16 protein-coding genes and 1 pseudogene are annotated in these 19278 nt (G+C 69.5%); 8 read left to right on the top strand and 9 right to left on the bottom strand.

Features of this window, described 5'->3' with window-relative positions; genetic code table 11:
* The first annotated feature begins 185 nt into the window (after positions 1 to 185).
* Positions 186 to 2336, top strand: a complete 2151-nt coding sequence (locus G5C60_RS22645; protein ID WP_165262164.1) for an MMPL family transporter — start codon at positions 186 to 188, stop codon at positions 2334 to 2336.
* A gap of 207 nt (positions 2337 to 2543) precedes the next feature.
* Here the strand turns inward: G5C60_RS22645 and G5C60_RS22640 are convergent, their stop codons facing one another.
* The 5 genes and pseudogenes from G5C60_RS22640 to G5C60_RS53215 all read right to left on the bottom strand — a co-directional run bounded on the left by G5C60_RS22640 (position 2544) and on the right by G5C60_RS53215 (position 7524).
* A complete protein-coding gene (locus tag G5C60_RS22640; RefSeq protein ID WP_165262162.1) occupies positions 2544 to 3995 on the bottom strand; it encodes an ATP-binding protein in 1452 nt (483 codons plus the stop codon).
* Positions 3992 to 4684: a response regulator transcription factor gene (locus G5C60_RS22635; RefSeq protein WP_055691681.1), complete on the bottom strand. Its 693-nt coding sequence runs from the start codon at positions 4682 to 4684 to the stop codon at positions 3992 to 3994. Before G5C60_RS22635 ends, G5C60_RS22640 begins: the two co-directional genes overlap by 4 nt.
* Positions 4685 to 5372: 688 nt before the next feature.
* Positions 5373 to 6022: pseudogene (locus G5C60_RS22630) on the bottom strand (transposase family protein).
* A gap of 59 nt (positions 6023 to 6081) precedes the next feature.
* The gene (locus G5C60_RS22625) at positions 6082 to 6858 is read right to left on the bottom strand and encodes an alpha/beta fold hydrolase (protein ID WP_165262160.1); all 777 of its coding nucleotides are present in this window, start codon (positions 6856 to 6858) and stop codon (positions 6082 to 6084) included.
* Between the two features lie 210 nt (positions 6859 to 7068).
* A complete protein-coding gene (locus G5C60_RS53215; RefSeq protein WP_165262158.1) occupies positions 7069 to 7524 on the bottom strand; it encodes a winged helix-turn-helix transcriptional regulator in 456 nt (151 codons plus the stop codon).
* A 105-nt stretch (positions 7525 to 7629) separates the two neighbouring features.
* Here G5C60_RS53215 and G5C60_RS22615 point away from each other — a divergent pair, with 105 nt between their 5' ends.
* Complete coding sequence (locus G5C60_RS22615; RefSeq protein ID WP_206439878.1) at positions 7630 to 8196, top strand: alpha/beta fold hydrolase; 567 nt, start codon at positions 7630 to 7632, stop codon at positions 8194 to 8196.
* Positions 8197 to 8319: 123 nt separating this feature from the next.
* On the opposite strand, the gene G5C60_RS22610 is transcribed toward G5C60_RS22615, so the two are convergent.
* The 3 genes from G5C60_RS22610 to G5C60_RS22600 form a co-directional block, all read right to left on the bottom strand.
* Positions 8320 to 9135: an SAM-dependent methyltransferase gene (locus G5C60_RS22610; protein WP_165262156.1), complete on the bottom strand. Its 816-nt coding sequence runs from the start codon at positions 9133 to 9135 to the stop codon at positions 8320 to 8322.
* A 92-nt stretch (positions 9136 to 9227) separates the two neighbouring features.
* Positions 9228 to 9506: a DUF397 domain-containing protein gene (locus G5C60_RS22605; RefSeq protein ID WP_165262154.1), complete on the bottom strand. Its 279-nt coding sequence runs from the start codon at positions 9504 to 9506 to the stop codon at positions 9228 to 9230.
* A 1-nt stretch (position 9507) separates the two neighbouring features.
* Positions 9508 to 10383: a Scr1 family TA system antitoxin-like transcriptional regulator gene (locus tag G5C60_RS22600; protein WP_165262152.1), complete on the bottom strand. Its 876-nt coding sequence runs from the start codon at positions 10381 to 10383 to the stop codon at positions 9508 to 9510.
* Between the two features lie 242 nt (positions 10384 to 10625).
* Here G5C60_RS22600 and G5C60_RS22595 point away from each other — a divergent pair, with 242 nt between their 5' ends.
* Positions 10626 to 11066 carry an ATP-binding protein gene (locus tag G5C60_RS22595; protein WP_206439861.1) on the top strand — a complete coding sequence of 147 codons (441 nt, stop codon included), beginning with the start codon at positions 10626 to 10628 and terminating at the stop codon, positions 11064 to 11066.
* Between the two features lie 201 nt (positions 11067 to 11267).
* A complete protein-coding gene (locus G5C60_RS22590) occupies positions 11268 to 13016 on the top strand; it encodes an ABC transporter transmembrane domain-containing protein (protein ID WP_165262150.1) in 1749 nt (582 codons plus the stop codon).
* Between the two features lie 62 nt (positions 13017 to 13078).
* On the opposite strand, the gene G5C60_RS22585 is transcribed toward G5C60_RS22590, so the two are convergent.
* Positions 13079 to 14137 carry an ABC transporter substrate-binding protein gene (locus tag G5C60_RS22585; protein WP_165262148.1) on the bottom strand — a complete coding sequence of 353 codons (1059 nt, stop codon included), beginning with the start codon at positions 14135 to 14137 and terminating at the stop codon, positions 13079 to 13081.
* A gap of 322 nt (positions 14138 to 14459) precedes the next feature.
* Between G5C60_RS22585 and G5C60_RS22580 the strand changes: the two genes are divergently transcribed.
* The 4 genes from G5C60_RS22580 to G5C60_RS22565 all read left to right on the top strand — a co-directional run bounded on the left by G5C60_RS22580 (position 14460) and on the right by G5C60_RS22565 (position 19022).
* Positions 14460 to 16286: a S8 family peptidase gene (locus G5C60_RS22580; RefSeq protein WP_165262146.1), complete on the top strand. Its 1827-nt coding sequence runs from the start codon at positions 14460 to 14462 to the stop codon at positions 16284 to 16286.
* 103 nt (positions 16287 to 16389) lie between these two features.
* The gene (locus G5C60_RS22575) at positions 16390 to 17067 is read left to right on the top strand and encodes an AIM24 family protein (RefSeq protein WP_165262144.1); all 678 of its coding nucleotides are present in this window, start codon (positions 16390 to 16392) and stop codon (positions 17065 to 17067) included.
* A gap of 148 nt (positions 17068 to 17215) precedes the next feature.
* Positions 17216 to 18208 (top strand): ABC transporter substrate-binding protein, encoded by a 993-nt coding sequence (locus G5C60_RS22570; protein ID WP_241266981.1) that lies wholly within the window; start codon positions 17216 to 17218, stop codon positions 18206 to 18208.
* A gap of 10 nt (positions 18209 to 18218) precedes the next feature.
* A complete protein-coding gene (locus G5C60_RS22565; RefSeq protein ID WP_206439860.1) occupies positions 18219 to 19022 on the top strand; it encodes an ABC transporter permease in 804 nt (267 codons plus the stop codon).
* Positions 19023 to 19278 lie beyond the last annotated feature (256 nt).

The following is a 19278-nucleotide window of genomic DNA, read 5'->3' as shown; positions in this document are numbered from 1 at the left end:
GGGTCGTCGGCTCCTGCTCGACCTCGTCGACCGCGCGGAGGTCCGCGGCGCCACCACGCTGGTGCGTGCGCTGGCACATGGTTCGGCCAACCGGCCTGAGCGCCGCTCTAACAGTCGTCTCAGGTTCGCTCCGTAAGAAGGACGCATCCAGATAAGCGAAGCAATTTGTATGTAGGAGGCTAGTGATGGCAGTCAACGCAGCGCCGTCCGGGAAAGCGCCGGCCGGTCGGTTGGCAGGCCGGTGGGTGCCGTGGTTAGTGATTGGCTTGTGGCTGGTGCTGGCGGTGGGCATGGTGCCGCTGAGCGGTAAGTTGAGCTCGGTCACCACCGACAGCGCCGTGGACACCCTTCCGGCCAGTGCCGAGTCCACCAAGGTGGCGGCGCTGGACGACAGTCTCCCCGGCGGTGAGGACAGCACGTTCGTCTTCGTGTACCACCGGGCCGACGGCATGACCGCCGCCGACCGCGCGGCGGTCGAGCGCCACTACGACACCCTTGCCAAGCGGTACCCGCCGAAGACGACGACGGCGGACGACGAGGACGACGAGGGCTCAGCGACGAGCCTTTCCACCGACCGCAAGGCGATGACGTTCACTCTCGAGGTGAGCACGGCCTACGGCCCACCGGAGGAGATCGTCGGCCCGTTGCGTGACGCCGCGAAGGACCGCCCCTCCGGCCTGGAACTCGACGTGACCGGCCCGGGCGCGATCGACGGCGACATGGACGCCGTCTTCGACGGCATCGACGTGCAGGTCCTCCTCACCACCATCATCGTCGTCACGATCCTGCTCATCCTCACCTACCGCAGCCCGGTGTTGTGGATCATCCCGCTGGTGGCCGTCGGCGCGGCCGCACTGACCTCGATGGGGACCGTCTACCTGCTCGTCAAGGGCTTCGGCATCGTGGTCAACGACCAGAACTCGGCGCTGCTGACGATCCTGGTATTCGGCGTCGGCACGGACTACGCGCTGTTGCTCATCGCTCGATATCGGGAGGCACTGCACCACCATGAGAACGCCCGGGTCGCGATGGTCCACGCGCTACGCGGCGCGGCGCCGGCCATCGTCGCGTCCGCGGCCACCGTGGTCGCCGGCCTGCTCTGCCTGCTCGTCGCGGACCTGAATAGCACGAGCGGGTTGGGCCCGATCGGTGCGGCCGGCATCCTGTGCGCGCTGGTGGCCATGCTGACGCTGTTCCCGGCGGTGCTCGTGGTGCTCGGCAGGCGGATCTTCTGGCCGGCCATCCCGCGGTTCAGCAAGGCCGTGGAGGAGAAGCCGGGGCTGTGGGGACGGCTCGGCACCGCCATCAGCCGCCGCCGGTGGGTGGCGACGCTCGGCTCGCTCGGAGTCCTCGGCGTGCTCGCCCTGGGGATGGCGGGCAACACCGGCGCCCTGCGGGAGCAGGACCAGTTCCTGTCCGCGCCGGAGTCGGTCACCGGCTTCACCGTTCTGCGCCAGCACTTCCCGGAGCTCGGCGGCCAGCCGATGACGGTCTTCACGCGGCCGGCGCACCAGGAGCGGGTGCTCGACATCGCCAAGGACACTCGCGGTGTGGCCCTGGCCGTCCCGGAGCAGACCAGCGGTGGCTGGGCCAACATCTCCGTGTTCCCGAAGGACGCGCCGGACACCGTCGCGGAGTACGACACGATCAAGCGGGTGCGCACCGCCGTGCACGCGGTGAGCGGGGCGGAGGCGATCGTCGGCGGGCCGAGTGCGGAGAACCTCGACACAGAGGTGACCACCAAGCGCGACGAGAAGCTGGTGATCCCGCTGGTGCTCGCCGTCGTCCTGATCGTCCTCGGGCTGCTGCTGCGCGCGATCCTGGCCCCGCTGGTCCTGATGGCCACCGTGATCGTCTCATTCGCCGCAGCCTTCGGCGGCAGCGTGTTCGTCTTCGACACGATCCTCGGGTTCAAGGGGATCGACTATTCGGTGCCGCTGCTGGCATTCCTGTTCCTGGTGGCACTCGGCGTCGACTACAACATCTTCCTGGCCAGCCGGGCCCGGGAGGAGACCGTGCGTCTCGGCACCAGAGAGGGCATGCTCAAAGCCCTCTCCGCCACCGGTGGCGTCATCACCTCGGCAGGCCTGGTCCTGGCGGCCACGTTCGCGGTCCTCGCCACACTTCCGCTGGTGATGCTGATCGAGGTCGGGTTCCTGGTCGCCTTCGGCGTGCTGCTCGACGCCCTGCTGGTGCGGTCGGTCCTGGTGCCCGCCCTCACCTTGCTGATCGGCCGGCGGATCTGGTGGCCGAGCCGGCTGTCCCGTCCAGCGGCGGAGCTGCCGGACGGTCCACAGCCGCTCGCCGACGACCAGGAGCCCGCGCTGCAACGGTGAGCGCGGCGGCACGGACGAGATCCGGGACGAGGCCCCAGCCCCGTCCCGGATTTTTTTCATGGACCCGACGGTCGCCACCCTTTGGTCCTGCGCCGTGCGGCCGGGGCTGGGGTCGGCGCGTCGCGGTGTCCTGGCTCGGCGGTGAGCCGCGCGGGGCCATGCCCGAGGGCCGCGGTCCCTTGTTCTGCGCCGCGCCGCCGGGGCGGGTCAGCGCACCGCGGTGTCATCCCCGGCGGTGAGCCGCGCGATCGGGGCGGGCGGGGCCGCGGCCGGAAGGTCGACCCGAAGCAGCGCGCCACCGCGTGCGGAGCGGGCGACGGTGGCCCGGCCGCCGTGGGCGTCGACGACCCGCTGCACGATCGACAGCCCCAGACCGGATCCCGGCAACGCCCGGGCGCTGTCGGCACGGTAGAACCGGTCGAACACCCGCGGTACGTCGGCGGCGTCGATGCCCGGCCCGGCGTCGTCGACCTCGAGCACCGCCGACGCACCCTCGGCACGGAGCCGGACCTGGACCGGCTGGTCCGCGGGGGACCACTTGCCGGCGTTGTCGATGAGGTTGAGCACCGCCCGCTCGAGCGCGGCGGGACGCCCGCTCACCCACACAGAGGTCACGTCGAGCGCGACCTCGATGTCGGGCACGCGGGAATCCGCCCGGGTCGCGGCGGCCGCCACCACGTCGGCGAGGTCGAGCACCTCGGTGCTCTCGTCGCTGACGTCACCGCGCGCCAGGTCGGTCAGCTCGGCGGCAAGGGTGCTCAACTCGGCCACCTGGGCGCCGAGATCGTTGAGCAGCCGGGTCCGGCTCTCCGCCGGCAGTGCGCTGTCCAGGGTGCCGCGCCGATCGAGCCGGATCAGCAGCTCGACGTTGAGGCGCAGGCTGGTGAGCGGGGTCTTGAGCTCGTGGGCGGCGTCCTCGGCGAGCAGCCGCTGGGCCCGCCGGGAGTCCCGGAGCGCGGCGAGCATGTCGTTGATCGACTGGATCAGCCGCCGGATCTCCCCACCGCCCTCATCCGGGATGTCGGCGTCGAGATCCCGGGTGTGCGCGACACGTACCGCGGCGGCGGTCAGCCGGTCGATCGGTGCCAGCCCGGTCCGCGCCACGGTCCGCCCGACAAGGGCGCCGCCGACCACGCAGAGCAGCCCGATCAGCAGCATGCCGAACCCGAACCGGTTGACCGGGCCGTCGTCGACGGCGCGGGCCACCTGGACCGCGCCGTCGCCCGCCCGCAGCGTGTAGATGAGGTACCCCTCTTCGTCGCTGTCGTTCGACTCCATCAGGTCGGCCGACGCGCCCTGCGCCACGCGCCCGGCGTGCTCGCTGACCGGGGGCAGCGCGGGTTGGCCGGCCGGCGTCCGGATCGAGCCGTCGCGCAGGATGACCCGCACCAGCCGACCGGACCCGGGATACGGCGGTAGCTGGACCTGCGCCAGACCGGCGCGCTGCGCGTTCGTCGCCAGGACGCGGGAGTCGGCGCGCAGCTGATCCTCGGCGGTGTCCCGCAGCTCCCAGCCCAGTAGTTCGCTGGCCACCTGGAAGGCTACGAACACGCTGACCGCGATGGCCGTCGCCGCGATCACCGTCAGCCTGGCCCGCAGGGACCGCCGGCGCCACCATCGGGTCAGCCGACGCGGTTCCCGGCCGGCGGGCCTGCTCACGGAGGAGTCTCCCGCAGCACGTAACCCAGGCCACGCAGCGTGTAGATCAATCGCGGCTCACCCTCGGCCTCCATCTTGCGGCGCAGGTAGCTCACGTACACCTGGAGGTTGTTGGCGGTGGCGCTCATGTCGAAGCCCCAGATCGCCTCGAACAGCGCGTCGCGGGTCAGGACCCGGGTCGCGTTACTCATGAGGACCTGCAGAAGAGAGAACTCGGTCCGGGTCAGGCGCAGCGGCCGCCCGCCCCGCCACGCCTCGAACCTGTCGGGATCGAGCCGGACGTCGGCGAACGACAGGATCTGCGACTCCCCGTCGGTCGGCGTGCGCCGGCGTAGCAGGGCCCGCACCCGGGCCAGTAACTCCTCGGTGGCGAACGGCTTGGGCAGGTAGTCGTCGGCGCCCGCGTCCAGCCCCGTGACCCGGTCGGAGACCTGGTCACGGGCGGTCAGCATCAGCACCGGCAGATCCCGACCCGCGGCCCGCAACCGCCGGCAGGTCTCCAACCCGCCGAGGCGGGGCATCATCACGTCGAGGATCAGCAGATCCAGCGTGTCGCCGTCGGCCCCACCGACCCCGTCGAGCACGGCGAAACCGTTGGCGACGGTGCTGGTGTCGTAACCCTCGACCTGGAGCACCCGCTCCAGCGACTCACGGATGGCCGCTTCATCATCCGCGATCATGATCCGCACGCCGGCCCGCCCCCTTCCAGTCGATGTTTTTGCCGCTCATTGTCCCCGATCAACCTGAGGCCAGGATTAGAGCGTCGCCGCTGTGGTGCCCACGGGCCGTGCTCTTACGGATGCCTAAGTGGTCCGCGCCGTTAATTCGTCGGGGGTAGGGACCAGCCGGTGGGGTCGTTGAGGTAGCGGCCGCAGACGCAGTCGAGGGCTTCTTCGGGGCTGCCGGCGGGTAGGCCGCTGGGCAGGTTGCGGTTGCGGTGATCATCTTGCCGTTGCGGATCCTGCCCCGGTGTCGCGCTCGCTGTTCGCGGATGCCCTGCATGCAGTCCAGTGCGCCGGGATCGCGCTCGTTCTGGGAGGTCGTCGACGGCTCCGAGGAGTGGGCTGGCACGCAGATCCGCAGGCCGGACTTGCGGACCGTCTCGACCAGCAGCACCGAGCCGGCCTGGACAACTACCCCGCGGCCGCCGCCCTCGACACGGACACGCGGATACGACTCGCTACGCTTCTTCACCTGGAGAGTGCTTCTTTCCTTCCAGCTGACAGGACCCTCGGCAAGTCCCATCGTTGCAAGTCAGCAGCACCCTCCATTTATTTGATCAAGACCCGGACAGGCCCACTCGCGAAAACGCGAGGCTAAAGCGTGTTGCAGAAGGCCGTGATCAGGCAGCCTGAACTGAGCTGTTGGAGTGTCTGGTCATCCGGTGAGGGCGAGGTTGTGCATGCGGGCGACGGCCTGGACGGCGTGGTGGAGGCCGTCGCCGCGCTGCCGGCAGTCACGCAGGAGCTTGTAGTTCTTCATCCGGCCGAAGACATGTTCCATGCGGGCGCGGACCTTGCGGTGGGCGGCGTTGTCGTCTTCCTCGCCCTTCAGTAAGGGCCGTCCGGGACGTTTCGGTGCGGGACCACCAGGCCGGTGCTGATGTACGCGCCGTTGCCGAGCACCGTCGTGTCCGCGTCCACGATGACCTGCACGTTCGCCGAGAACCGGTAGTTACGCGAGGACGCACCCACACTGCGGTCGCGCACCGGGATGAGCGTGCCGTCCACGATCCATAACCGCTCGATGGCCTCCTGCGGGGCGCGCACCGGCTCAAGCGCCAGCAGCGGACCCAGCCTTTGGATCACCCGGCACACGGTCGCCGGCGAGATACCGAACAGCGGCGCGAGCTGCCGCATCGTGAGGTTCGTGCGGTAGTAGACGGCCACCAGCAGCACCCGCTCAGCCAGCGGCAGCCGCCACGGACGCCCCCACCCACATCCCTCACCACCACGTTCACGGACCGCCCTCAGCAGCCCACCGAACTGATCGGCCCGCAGCCCGGTGAACGTCTCCACGCACGTCAGCCCTCAACACCCGGGCCATACAAGGGAAATGCCCGGAGCACGGCCTTCTGCAACACGCTTCAGCGGCTGAGGAATCTTTCGACCACTGTCGCCAGGGCCTCTGGGCTCTCATCCGGGGCGAAGTGGCCGGCGTCGTTGAAAACCTCGAGCTCGGCGTTCGGATACCACTGCAACCAGGTGGACCGCATCGTGTCAGGGCCCATCGCCGGGTCGTTCGCACCAGCCACGACAAGCATCGGGGTCGGATTTCCCTCGAGCCGCTGGTGGATGTCGGAGCCGCGAGTCCAGGATTCGAGGTACGAGCGCAGGGCAGCTGACGAGGAGCGTTCCGAGCCGCTCACCCTGGCATCCAGCCACGCATCGTCGTGCCGATTGCCGGTGGTGACGTCGAAGATCGTCCTGCGGTTGCCGGAATCCTCCACGGCCCCGACGAACAGCTCCCACATCGCCCCTTCGAGCGGGAACCCGGACGCGGGCACCGGTGAGATGCCGACAATCGAGCGGACCCGCGAGGGGGCGTCCAGCAACATCACCTGGGCCGCCTTGCCGCCCATGGAGTGACCGATGACCGAGAAGGTGTTCCAGCCGAGGTCGTCGGCCACGGCGAGGGCGTCCGCCGCGACCTCCTCCATCGTGTACGCGCCGGGGGTGTCCATGGCCTCGCCGTACCCACGGCAGTCCGCGAACGCGTAACTGAACGCGCTCCCGTCCAGGTACCGCCGCAGATGGCCGAAACTCGACCTGTCGCCGAGCCAGTGGTGGAGTGCGAGGACCCGCTCCGGACCGTTGCCCTGTACCTCATACGGAATTACGTGTCCTGCTACATGGCCTGTCACAATGCTGGGTCTCCCCTTCCGGGCCGGACCCGGAATCCGTCGGCTTGAGGATTCGCACCAACGGCGTAGCAGCGCGAGCGGGCGACCGAACGCCTCACAGGCCCGATGAATCGTGCCGGTCTGAAGTCGTACGTCCAATGCGAAGCGCGTCGTCGCGTGAACGCCGATCGCTTGCCCCCCCAGCCGATCCTCGCCCCTAGTTGTTGCGGGTCACGACGTTGTCGACCTGGCGTCGGTCAGTGGCTTCTGGAGGTATGCGCGGAGCACGAGGGAGGTAGTGACAGGGCCGTAACGGGCAAGTGCGTCGACAACTTCCTCGAGTCGTCCTGCCTGCGGGCAGTGGACGTCGAAGATGAGGCAGCCTTCTCCGGTGACTCTGAGGGTGGAGGCGATCTCGGGGGTCCGGGAGGCGAAATCCAGGGCGCGAGAGAGCCGGGCGTGGGTGGTGCGCAGCCGGATGACCGCGTGAATGTTCAGACCGAGAGCTGCCGGGTCGACCACGGCTCGGTAGCCGGTGATGACGCCGTTCTTCTCCAGCCGCTGGATGCGCGCGCTGGCCGCGGGCTGCGAGAGTCCCCCGCGACGCCCCACCTCCGCACCGGTCAACCGGCCGTCGGTCTGGAGCAGGGCGAGAATGCCTCGGTCTGTCCGGTCGAGTGATTCCACTGTTGTCCGCACCACTTTCTTTGAGATCACTTGCGTCACCGCCGTTGCCCTGATGCTTCCAACAGAATCTGCGCCAGGCGCTCCCCTGATCGTAGGGAGCGACGAGTGAAACGGTGGTGGGCAGTGGCCGCGTACGTCATCGTCCCGGGTATCGACGGCTCGGACGGGCAGCACTGGCAGAGCTTGTGGGAGCGGCAGTGGGGAACCTCAGCGGTGAGGATCTCCCCTGCCTCGTGGTCCACGCCCAATCTCGATGACTGGGTCGACGCTGTCCAGGAGGCTTACGACGACGCTTCCCAGCAGGACAGCCACGTTGTGCTGGTAGCCCACAGCCTGGGCTGCTGGGCTGCGTCCACCTGGCTGAACAAGAACCCATCGAGTCCGATGGGCGGCGCGTTCCTGGTCGCGCCGCCCGACCCGCACGGGCCGGCGTTCCCACGCCAGGAGGCCGCGACGTTCATCGAGGTGTCGGCACAACCGTTGTCGTGCCCGGCCCTGGTGGTGGGCAGCGCCAACGACCCGTACTGCACTCCCGAGGCAGCCGCGGGCTTCGCGGCGCGGTGGGAAACGCGATGGCACCTGGCGGGCACGTACGGACACATCAACTCCGCCAGCGGTCTGGGCTCGTGGCAGCACGGCCGCGAACTCCTGGACTCGCTGAGCCAGCAGTGATCAACCACCGCATGGGACGTACAGCCACTGGCCACCAGGGCGCGGACACGGCCCGCCAACACGTCGGCCCTTCCACCGGACAGCTGCCCGGTGGAAGGGCCGAGGCGCACGGACCGCCGCTCCCTACGGCTTACGGGCAACCGCCCCGTACATCGCGATGTCCTCATCCCGGATCGGCTCCGAACCTGAGCCGTCCGGATGCCACTTGTGGACCTGCGTGATGCCGGGCTCGACGAGTTCGAGGCCCTCGAAGAACTCCTCGGCCTCCGCGAACGTACGCAACCGCATGGGCATGTTGCGGGCCGCGTACTCGCGCGCGACCCGCCCCACCTCCTCCGGCGCGAACTCGGCGGTGCCGATGGACATGGCGAGGTAGCTGCCGGAGGGGAGGGGGTCGAGGAGGCGGCGGACGATGCCGACCGCGTCGTCCTCGTCGAGGACGAAGTGGACGATCGCGATGACGGTCAGCGCGACCGGCTCGGACAGGTCGAGGGTCTCGCGGAACTCGGGGGCGTCGAGGATGGCCTCCGGGCGCTGGAAGTCGGCCTCGATGTACGCCGTCCTGCCTTCCGGCGCGCTCGCCAGCAGGCCCTGGGAGAGGGTGAGGACGATGGGGTCGTTGTCGACGTAGACGACCCGGGACTCGGGGGCCACCGACTGGGCGATCTCGTGGAGGTTGGGCGAGGTGGGGATGCCGGTTCCGATGTCGAGGAACTGGCGTATCCCGGCCTCCTTGGCCAGCCAGCGCACTGCACGGTTCATCCAGTCGCGGTTGGCCCGCATGTGGATCGGCAGGGCGGGCCACTCGTGCGACATGGCGTCGCCCGCTTCCTTGTCGGCGGGGTAGTAGTCCTTTCCGCCGAGGATGTAGTCGTAGATGCGCGCGGAGTGCGCGCTTTCGGTGTCGATTCGGTCGGCAGGCCATCCGTTGTCGGGCACGGCCGCCCTCCCATCAAGTCATGGTTCAGCGTGAACGATCAACAAAAACAGGGGAGTTCGGGGAAGAAGAGAGGTGTTTGGAGGACAGGGGGTCAGAGCAGGAAGTCGGCGTCGCCCGCCTTCACGCCCGTCAGGAAGCTCGTCATCTCACGGGGGGTGAATACCAGGGCCGGTCCCTCGGGATCGGTGGACTGACGCACCGCCACCCGCCCGTCGCGCAGCTTCTTCACTTCGACGCAGGCGCCTCCCGCGTCGTCGCTCCACGGCTTGTACCAGTCCTGCGCGCCGAGATCCCGGGACGGCATGCCGTTGCGTATGGGGTGATGCAGGGGTTGGTGATGCAGGGGGTGGTGGTTCAGGGGGTCGTGCATTTCAGAGCTCCTTGCGTATCGCACCGAGGAGAGCCTCGGTCCTGCCGGCGGGCGCCGACTGGGCGCCCAACCGGTCCAGGGCCTCGCGATAGACCAGGACGTCCTCGTCCTTGTCGAGATACACAGCGCCCACCAGGCCGCTGAGATACACGATGTCCGGCAGTTCGCGTGCCTTGAACCGGAAGAGATGGAAGGCGCCGGCCCGCATGGCCGGGTGCGGGCCGTTCCTGAACGGCATGATCTGTACGGTCACATGGGGCAGCGCGTTGAGCGCGATCAGGTGGTCGACCTGGGCGCGCATCACCTCGGAGCCCCCGACCGGCCACCGCAGCACCGTCTCGTCCATCACGATCCACACGCGGGGCGGCTTCGGACGGGACAGCAGTTCCTGGCGCTGCATGCGCAGCGCGACCCTGCGGTCCGTCGCCTCCGCCGAAGCGTGCGGATTGCCTGCGCTCAGCAGAGCGCGCGCGTAGTCCTCGGTCTGCAGCAGCCCGTGCACGAACTGCGCCTCGTACGCCCGGATCTGGAGCGCCGCCTGCTCCAGGCTCAGATACGCGGCGAACCAGTCCGGCAGCACATCACGGTAGGTGTGCCACCACCCGCGCTTGTTGGCCTCACGGACCGACTTCAGGAAGGTGTCGATCTCCTGCTGGTCCTGCACGCCGTAGATCTGGAGCAGCTTCTCGGCGTCCGCGAGCCTGAGCCGGGCCACCTTCGCGGCCTCCATCCGGCGGATCGTGGAGTGGCTGACCCCGATCGCCGTACCCGCCTGCTCGTACGTCAGACCGGCCCGGTTCCGCAGCTCCTCGAGCTGCTTGCCGAGAATCATGCGCAGGACGGAGGGGGCGCCGCCCCAGTCGGTTTCCGAGGTCACGCCTTACCTCCTCACGCGCAGGCCGGGCTCCGAGATCGCAGTCTGTCACGATCATCGTTCACGGCATCAGCATGCGCCTGGCAAATTGCAATTTTCAACTTGCTGGTTGCGAGACGTTGTTGGCAGGTGTCACAGTGGTCGTACCGTCCCGGGCCGGTGAACGATCGGGGCTCTGCAGCCCAGTTGGGGGATCACCGCCGCAACTCGGAGTGTTGTGCTCTGCAGACGAAAGGCGTACGGCGATGGCTTCGCCCTCCTTCCCCCAGTCCTTGGGCCGACTTCCCGGAGACGAACTCACCCACAAGGCAGGCGTGTTCGGCCTGCCCGCCATCCCCGCATCGGTGGCGGTGGCCCGCAGGAACGTGCGCGAGCTGCTCAGCGAGTGGGGCACGAGCCGCGAGACATGCGACAACGCCGTCCTCGTGACCTCCGAGCTCGTCACCAACGCGCTCACGCACACGGCGAGCGATCTGGTCGTGTGCAGACTCCGCGCCGCAGGAGAGCGGCTCCACATCGAGGTCGAGGATCAGAACCGTAGCCGCACACTCCCGGCGCGCAGACAGCCGAAGCCCGACGACCAGGGTGGCCGCGGGCTCCTGCTGGTCGGCGTGCTGAGCCATGACTGGGGCGTCAGGGACACGCCGCAGAGGTCCGGGCGCATCGTCTGGGCCGAGCTGTTGTAGGAGGCATCGATGACATCAGAGACCTGGGACGGATCGGCCGACGCCCATGCGGCCGATCCGTCCTGGACATGAATCCCCTGTGCGAGACGTGAACTCCCCTGTGTGAACGGCACGCTCAGTTCACCCACCGAACGGCACCGTCGCGGTGTCGTACGGGTGCCGTACCGTGGCTGAGTCGTGCTGGGGAAATGGGGGAGCGCCGTGCCGGAATCCACCGCTGTGCCGCCGTGGCGGCTGCTGCTCGGTTATGTGCGGCCGCATCGCTGGGCGCTGCTGGGCGGCGCCGTTCTCTCGTTGATGACCGGAGCCACCGGGCTCGCGCTGCCGCTGGTGGCCAGGGGGCTGATCGACGATCTGTCGCACGACCGGGCCATCACCGGTGCGCTGCTGGCCATGTCCGCACTGGTGATCGCCAACGCGGCGATCGGCGCGCTGGGCGGGTACGTACTGCGGTACACCGCCGAGTCCGTGGTGCTCGGGGCGCGGCGCGCGCTGGTGTCGCACCTGCTGCGGCTGCGTATCACCGCCGTCGACCGCAGTGAACCCGGCGACCTGATGGCCCGGATCACCTCCGACACCACACTCCTGCGCGAGGTCACCACCGATTCGCTGGTCGGCATCGGGACGGGCGGGCTGACCCTCGTCGCCACCCTCGTGATGATGGGTCTTGTCGACCCCGTGCTGTTCGCCGTCACCCTGGGCGTGGTGTTCGGCGCCGGCACGGTGATCGGGGTGATCGTGCCCCGTATCAACCGGGCCAGCAGGCAGGCGCAGAACGCGGTCGGCGCGATGGGCGCCTCGCTTGAGCGGATACTGGGCGCGCTGCGCACCGTCAAGGCGTCCGGGGCCGAGCACCGTGAGGAACAGGCCGTGCACGCCGCGGCCGAGGAGTCGTGGCGGCAGAGCGTGAAGGCCGCCAAGTGGTCGGCGCTGGCCGGGAACACGGCCGGTCTGTCGATGCAGATCGCGTTCATCACCGTGCTCGCGGTGGGCGGCGCACGGGTCGCGACCGGCGCCATCGACATCGGCACGCTGGTCGCCTTCCTGCTGTTCGTCTTCTATCTGATGTCGCCGATCCAGCAGGTCGTCGGCGCCGTCTCGCAGTACCAGACCGGTGCGGCCGCCCTCGCCCGGATCGAGGAGGCCCGGCAGCTGCCCGCCGAGCCGGCGACCGAACCCGCGCCGCTGCCTCTCCCCGGCGCCGAACCCGCGGCGGTCGCCTTCGAGAACGTCCGCTTCCGGTACGCCGACGACCTGCCGTACGTCCACCACGGCGTGACCTTCACCGTCCCGCCCCGCGGCATGACCGCCTTCGTCGGGCCGTCCGGCGCGGGCAAGACCACCGTCTTCTCCCTCGTCGAGCGGTTCTACGACCCCGGCGAGGGGCGCATCACGCTCGACGGCCGGGACCTCGCCGACTGGGACGTGTCCCAACTCCGGTCCGCCATCGGCTACGTCGAGCAGGACGCACCCGTACTCTCCGGCAGCCTCCGCGACAACCTCGTGCTCGGCAACCCCGACGCCGACGAGAACGACCTGCTCCGCGCGCTGAAGACCACCCGCCTCGACGGCCTGGTCGACCGGCTGCCGAACGGCCTGGACACGCTCGTCGGCCACCGCGGCACCAAACTCTCCGGCGGCGAGCGCCAGCGCGTGGCCATCGCCCGCGCCCTGCTGCGGCGCCCCCGCCTCCTGCTGCTCGACGAGGCCACCAGCCAGCTCGACGCGGTCAACGAGGCCGCGCTGCGCGACACCGTCGCCGATGTGGCCCGTACGACCACGGTCCTGGTCGTCGCCCATCGGCTGTCCACGGTCACCATGGCGGACCGCATCGTCGTCATGGACGCGGGCGAGGTACGGGCCGTCGGCACCCATCGCGAACTCGTGTCAGCCGACCCGCTGTACGCCGAACTCGCCGCAACCCAGTTCCTCACGACGGTCGACGCCTAGCGCCCCAAAGGGGCGCGGGGAACTGCGCGACCAGCCACGACGGACCCGCAGCGTCGAACCGCCTACTCGGTCACGACCTCCGCCCCTTCAACCGCCGCCGCGAGCTGCTCGAGACGCGGCGCGTACCCGGCGTGACTGAACCGCTCCTCGTTCGCCCACGGGAACGTCCGCTCCGCCCGTACGGCGGGCAACCGGGCCCAGGTCGGCTTGGTCTTCTTCAGCTCAGCCGGCTGGAGGTTGCCCGCGCGGTTGTCGACGAGGATCAGATCGGCCTCGTACGTGTCGGCGTTCTCCCAGCTGAGTTCCTGCCAGAAACCGCCCTGGCCCGTCTTCGTGGGGGTGACGAACTCGACGCCGAGCGATCTGTAGTAGCGCAGATCCGTGAAGGCGTCCGGGGCGGCGACGTACAGAATGTCGGCCGACCCGACGACCGCCATGACCTTCAGGCCGCCGCGGGACCTGGTCGCCCGGCGGAGCCGTTTCGAGGCCGTCTCGAAGCGCTCCTTGGCGGCGGTGACCTTGTCGGCCCGCACGTCGGCGCCGAGGGACGCGGCGAGTTCGGTGAAGCGGCCGATCACCTGGGTGAGGGAGTTCTTCGTGGTGAGGATGCCGACGCTGGGAGCGAGCGACTCGATCTTCTCGGCCGACTCCTCGGGGACGTACCAGAGCGCCGGTGGTTCGGTCATCTGGGCGATCAGGAGGTCGGGCCGCAGTGCGGCGTACCGCTCGACGTTGAACTCGGGATAGGTGTTGCCGAGGATCGTCACCTTGTCCACGTCGACACCGCCGGCCCGGGGATCGGGCTCGCCGTTGTCCAGCTTCGTCGGGCCGAAGACGCCCGTGCACTCGATACCGAGATCGTGCAGGGCCGCCGCCGCGCCGATATAGGCGACCAGCCGCTTCGGGGTGCCGTCGGCCTTCGCCGTCGTACCGCGGTCGTCCTTGAAGCTCCACGCCCCGCCGGTCGCCGCAGAACCCTTCGCCTCATCGTCGCTGTCGCCGTCGCCGTCACCGCACGCCGTGAGCAGTCCGCCGAGCCCGAGCGCGCCGGCCGCGGTGAGGACCCCGCGGCGGGAGAGCGTTCGGTCGTACGAACTGGGGGCGGGGCGCGGCGAGTTCATGGAGCTCAATCCTTCGGCGAGGGACAAACGCCAAGTTAGGTTAGCCTAAGTTCCTCGACGTCGGCAGCCCGCCCCGGAGGGGGCCCGCCGTAGGGGTTCGCGGCCACGGATCGAGGGTTTTCCCCGTATCCGCCGGATCAGGGCCCGGCCTATTGTTCGAGTCACAGCCGACCCACAGGTCACCCCCTACAGGGTCGCTCGCGCCTGCCGGCCGCCGCGCCTTCTCGATCGCACCCCCCGCCGCTTCGACGACGAAGCGATTCGACCGCTGCTCCGCCCCGCCGCCCCGCGCTGCCCGGAGCCGGCCACGAAAGGCACACTCTTGCGTACTAGACGCCCCGCGAGACAGACGCTGAGAAGACGGACGCTGATATCCGTCACCGCGATCTCCGCGACGCTGCTGGCAGGAACCGCCACCTCCCTCGCGCTGGCGGGCCCGGCCACCGCCACCGTCCCCACCGAGAAGACCACCGCCACCACCGCTTCCGCCTCCGCCGTGGCAGCCCCGGCCGAGCGGCTGATCGTCGGCTACAAGTCCGGTGCCACCGAGGCCAAGTCGAACAAGGCCGCCGCCGAAGACGCCGAGGCCAAGGGCCAGGAGGCGGGCGAGGACCTCGACTTCCAGCGCCGCCTCGGCACCGGCGCCGCGCTGGTCGACCTGGGCGAGCGGCTCAGCAAGGCCGCGGTCGCCGACGTCGTCGCCGAGTACCAGGCCGACCCGCAGGTCGCGTACGTCGTACCGGACCGCCTCAACAAGCCGCTCGCCGACCCGAACGACACCGAGTACGGCAAGCAGTGGGACCTGTTCGAGACCACCGCGGGCATGCGCGTGCCCGGCGCCTGGGACACCGCGACCGGCACCGGCGTGACCGTCGCCGTGATCGACACCGGCTACGTCTCCCACTCCGACCTCGCCGCCAACATCGTCGGCGGATACGACTTCATCTCGGACACCGCGGTCGCGGTCGACGGCAACGGGCGCGACAGCAACCCGGCCGACCCTGGCGACTGGTACGCCGACGGCGAGTGCGACCAGGCCGAGGGCAGCACCTCCTCCTGGCACGGCACCCATGTCGCGGGCACCATCGCCGCCGTCACCAACAACAGCAAGGGCGTCGCGGGCATCGCGTACAACGCGAAGATCTCCCCGCTGCGCGTCCTCGGCAAGTGCGGCGGCTACGACTCCGACATCATCGACGCCATCACCTGGGCGTCCGGCGGCACGGTCTCCGGAGTTCCGGCCAACACCAACGTCGCCAAGGTCATCAACATGAGCCTCGGCGGTGGCGGCGCCTGCACCTCCGCCACCCAGACCGCGATCAACAACGCCGTGGGCCGCGGTACGACCGTCGTCGTCGCGGCGGGCAACAGCAACGCCAACGCGGCCAACTACTCCCCGGCGAGCTGCAACAACGTCATCTCCGTGGCCGCGCTCGGCCGCTCGGGAGCCAAGGCCTACTACTCCAACTTCGGCTCGGTCGTGGACATCGCGGCCCCCGGCGGCGAGACCAGGACCACCACCGCCAACGGCATCCTGTCCACGCTGAACTCCGGTACGCAGGGCCCGTCTTCGGAGTCGTACGCCTACTACCAGGGCACCAGCATGGCCGCCCCGCACATCGCGGGCCTCGCGGCGCTGGCCAAGTCGGCGAAGTCCACGCTCACCCCGGCCGAGATCGAGTCCGCGATCAAGACCAACTCGCGTGCTCTGCCCGGTGCTTGCTCGGGCGGCTGCGGTGCGGGTCTGGCGGACGCGGCCAAGACGGTGCAGGCGGTGAGCGGGTCCGGCGGCTCCACGGGGGGCACCACCTTCACCAGCACCTCGGCCGTCTCCATCCCGGACAACGGCTCGGCGGTCGAGTCCCCGATCGCGGTCAGCGGCCGCAGCGGCAGCGCGCCCTCGGCCCTCCCGGTCGGCGTCGACATCACGCACACCTACCGCGGTGACCTGGTCGTCGACCTGGTCGCCCCCGATGGCACGGCGTACCGGCTGAAGCCCTCCAGCACCTCGGACTCGGCCGACAACGTCAAGACCACCTACACCGTCAACGCCTCCAGTGAGACCGCCAACGGCACGTGGAAGCTCCGCGTCCAGGACGTCGCCGCCCAGGACACCGGCACCCTCAACAGCTGGAAGCTGACCTTCTGACCCACCCCCCACAGGGGCGGCCGACGCGAGCGGGCGTCGGCCGCCCCGTCTTTCATTCCGTCGCTGGATGGTGGAACCGACGGATCCGGGACAGGATGCCCGAATGAAGGGTGACCTCTTTTCAAGCGAGTACATGGTGCAGCCCGCCTCCACGGTGGGCATGAGCGTGCAGAACGCCAAGTCGATCAGGTACGCCGTCAACGGCGAGATGCTCGCGCGGCAGGGGGCGATGATCGCCTACCGCGGGAACCTCCAGTTCGAGCGCAAGGGCCAGGGAGTCGGCGGCATGCTCAAGCGGGCCGTCACAGGGGAGGGGCTGGCGCTCATGGTGGTCCGCGGGCAGGGGGAGGCCTGGTTCGCCCAGGAGGCGCAGAACTGCTTCATCGTCGACATCGACCCCGGCGACGTCTTCACCGTCAACGGCCGCAACGTCCTGTGCTTCGACGCCTCCCTGTCGTACGAGATCAAGACCGTCAAGGGCGCGGGCATCAGCGGCGGCGGCCTGTTCAACAGCGTCTTCACCGGGCAGGGCCGGCTCGGCCTCGTCTGCGAGGGCAATCCGCTGGTCATCCCGGTCTCGCCGCAGTACCCGGTGTACGTCGACACGGACGCGATCGTCGGCTGGACCGCCAACCTCCAGACCTCCCTGCACCGCTCCCAGTCCATCGGCTCGATGATCCGCGGCGGCTCCGGAGAGGCGGTGCAACTGATGCTCCAGGGCGAGGGATACGTCGTCGTACGCCCCAGCGAGGCGACCCCGCAGAAGCCTCAACAGCACTGATACGACTGATACGTACGGCTGTCGCTGTCGCTGTTGCGGGAGCGTCGGAGACGGTTTTGCAAAGGTTGCGAACCGGCTTTCCCCAAAGGGTGACGTTCGGCGCATAGGCATGTTGTGGTCGCCTCGGGATTGCGATAGGCATGCGCGCATGTCGATGCGTCAGATCCCTTTAGCCAGGCGCCAGTTGATCGTCACGGCCGTCGCCCTGGCGATGACAGCCGTGGCCTGCGGTGGTGACTCCGGCTCCGACGGGGCTGCGGCCGGCTCCGGCGGCAACGGGCTCGAGAAGTCGGGCATCACCGTCGCCGCGCTGCCCCTGGCGGACGACGCGACCCTCTATCTCGCGCAGGAGCGGGGCCTGTTCGAGAAAGAGGGCCTCGACGTGCGCATCCAGCCCGTCCAGCAGAGCATCCAGGCGCTGCCCGCACTGTCGAAGGGCCAGGTCGACGTCATCGCGAGCGCGAACTACGTCACCTTCCTGCAGGCCCACGAGAAGGGAACCCTCGACGTCCGTGTCCTCGCCGAAGGCGCCCGCGTCGCGCCGCACATGATGGACGTCCTCGTGCCCGAGGACTCGGACATCAAGAGCCTCGCCGACCTCAAGGGCAAGAAGATCGCCGTCAACATCCTCAACAACATCCAGTCGCTGACCCTGAACGCCATCCTCGACAAGGAGGGCGCGGGCCGTCCCGTCTACCGGCAGATCGCCTTCCCGCAGATGGGACCCGCCCTGGAGAAGGGGCAGGTCGACGCCGTGCACGCCGCCGAACCGTTCAACAGCGCCCTCCAGAACGACCTGAACGCCCGGGTGCTCGTCGACGGCGGGTCCGCGCCCGTGGACTCCATACCGATCAGCGGGTACGTGACGACGGGGCCGTTCGCCGAGAAGAACCCGAAGACCGCGGCGGCCTTCCAGCGGGCCATCGCCGCCGCCGCGAAGATCGCGACGGAGGATCCGTCGGCGGTACGGGAACAGCTGCCCAAGTACGCGAAGGTGACCCCTGACCAGGCCAAGTCGATCCGGCTGCCCGCGTATCCGGCGACGACGGACGTCAAGCAGCTCAGCCGGCTCACCGAACTCATGAAGGAACAGGGCCTGTTGAAGAAGCCGCTCGATCCGGCGACGCTCCTGGTCAAGTAGGGCTACTCGGTTGCGGCTACTCGGTTGGGGCTACTCGGTGCGGCGAAGGCAGGAGTTACTGCTCGGCGGGATCGGTGTGCTGCTCGCGTTCGGGGTGTGTGAGACGGTCAGCCGGGCCGGGCTCGTCCGCCGCACCTACCTGCCGCCCGCCTCCGAAGTCCTCACGCGGGCCGTCGAGTTGGCCGGGGACTCGGTCTTCCTGGACGGCATCGGCGCCACGCTCCTCGCCTGGGTGCTCGGCCTTGGCCTCGCCTGCGCGATCGCCGTCCCGCTGGGTCTGCTGCTCGGCAGCGTGCCGGTCGTCGACGACGCCGTCCGCGCGATCGTGGAGTTCCTGCGGCCCCTCCCCTCCGTGGCGCTGATCCCGCTGGTGTCCCTGCTGCTGGGCTCCGGCACGGAGACGAAGGTCGCGCTCATCACGTACGCCTCCGTCTGGCCGATCCTCTTCAACACCGTCTACGGCCTCGGCGAGACCGACCCCCTGGCCAAGGACACCCTCCGCGCCTTCGGCTTCGGCCGCCTCTCGGTACTCCTGCGCGTCGAACTCCCCGCCACCGCCCCCTTCATCGCGGCCGGCATCCGCATCTCCGCCGCCATCGCCCTCATCCTGGCCGTCGCCACGGAGATCCTGGCCGGCTTCGGCGAGGGCCTCGGCATCTTCATCGCCCAGGCGGGCCTTGCGACGGACGGCACGCGGGATGTTCTGGCGGGGGTGGTGTGGGCCGGGGTGCTCGGGCTGCTGATCAACAGTGTGCTGGTGTGGGGCGAGCGGCGGTTGTTTCCGTGGACCCCCGAGCACCAGGGGCGGGGGTGAGCCGCGTGGGAGGGTTTCGCCCCCGCCGCCCCTACCCGTCCCGTCCTGTCCCTGGGGCTCCGTCCCAGACCCCGCCAGGGGGCTCCGCCCCCCGGACCCCCGATCGGCCTGAACGGCCTCGTCCTCAATCGCCGGACGGGCTGGTCGTTGCCCCGCGCCCCGTAAGGGGCGCGGGGAACTGCGCGACCAGCGACAACCAACCCGCAGCCGAAAAACAACCCGGGGGTCCAGGGGGCGGAGCCCTTGGGGATGGGAC

The organism is Streptomyces scabichelini (assembly GCF_011045015.1).
GTDB lineage: Bacteria > Actinomycetota > Actinomycetes > Streptomycetales > Streptomycetaceae > Streptomyces > Streptomyces scabichelini.
The sequence above is the reverse complement of the archived record's forward strand: the minus strand, read 5'-3'. Positions and strand labels throughout refer to the sequence as shown.

Coding starts and splice junctions, on each gene's coding strand:
- G5C60_RS22605 (WP_165262154.1), bottom strand. CDS start 9,506: ATGCACGACCCCCTGAACCACCACCCCCTGCATCACCAACCCCTGCAT.
- G5C60_RS22595 (WP_206439861.1), top strand. CDS start 10,626: ATGGCTTCGCCCTCCTTCCCCCAGTCCTTGGGCCGACTTCCCGGAGAC.
- G5C60_RS22585 (WP_165262148.1), bottom strand. CDS start 14,137: ATGAACTCGCCGCGCCCCGCCCCCAGTTCGTACGACCGAACGCTCTCC.
- G5C60_RS22645 (WP_165262164.1), top strand. CDS start 186: ATGGCAGTCAACGCAGCGCCGTCCGGGAAAGCGCCGGCCGGTCGGTTG.
- G5C60_RS22570 (WP_241266981.1), top strand. CDS start 17,216: ATGTCGATGCGTCAGATCCCTTTAGCCAGGCGCCAGTTGATCGTCACG.
- G5C60_RS22575 (WP_165262144.1), top strand. CDS start 16,390: ATGAAGGGTGACCTCTTTTCAAGCGAGTACATGGTGCAGCCCGCCTCC.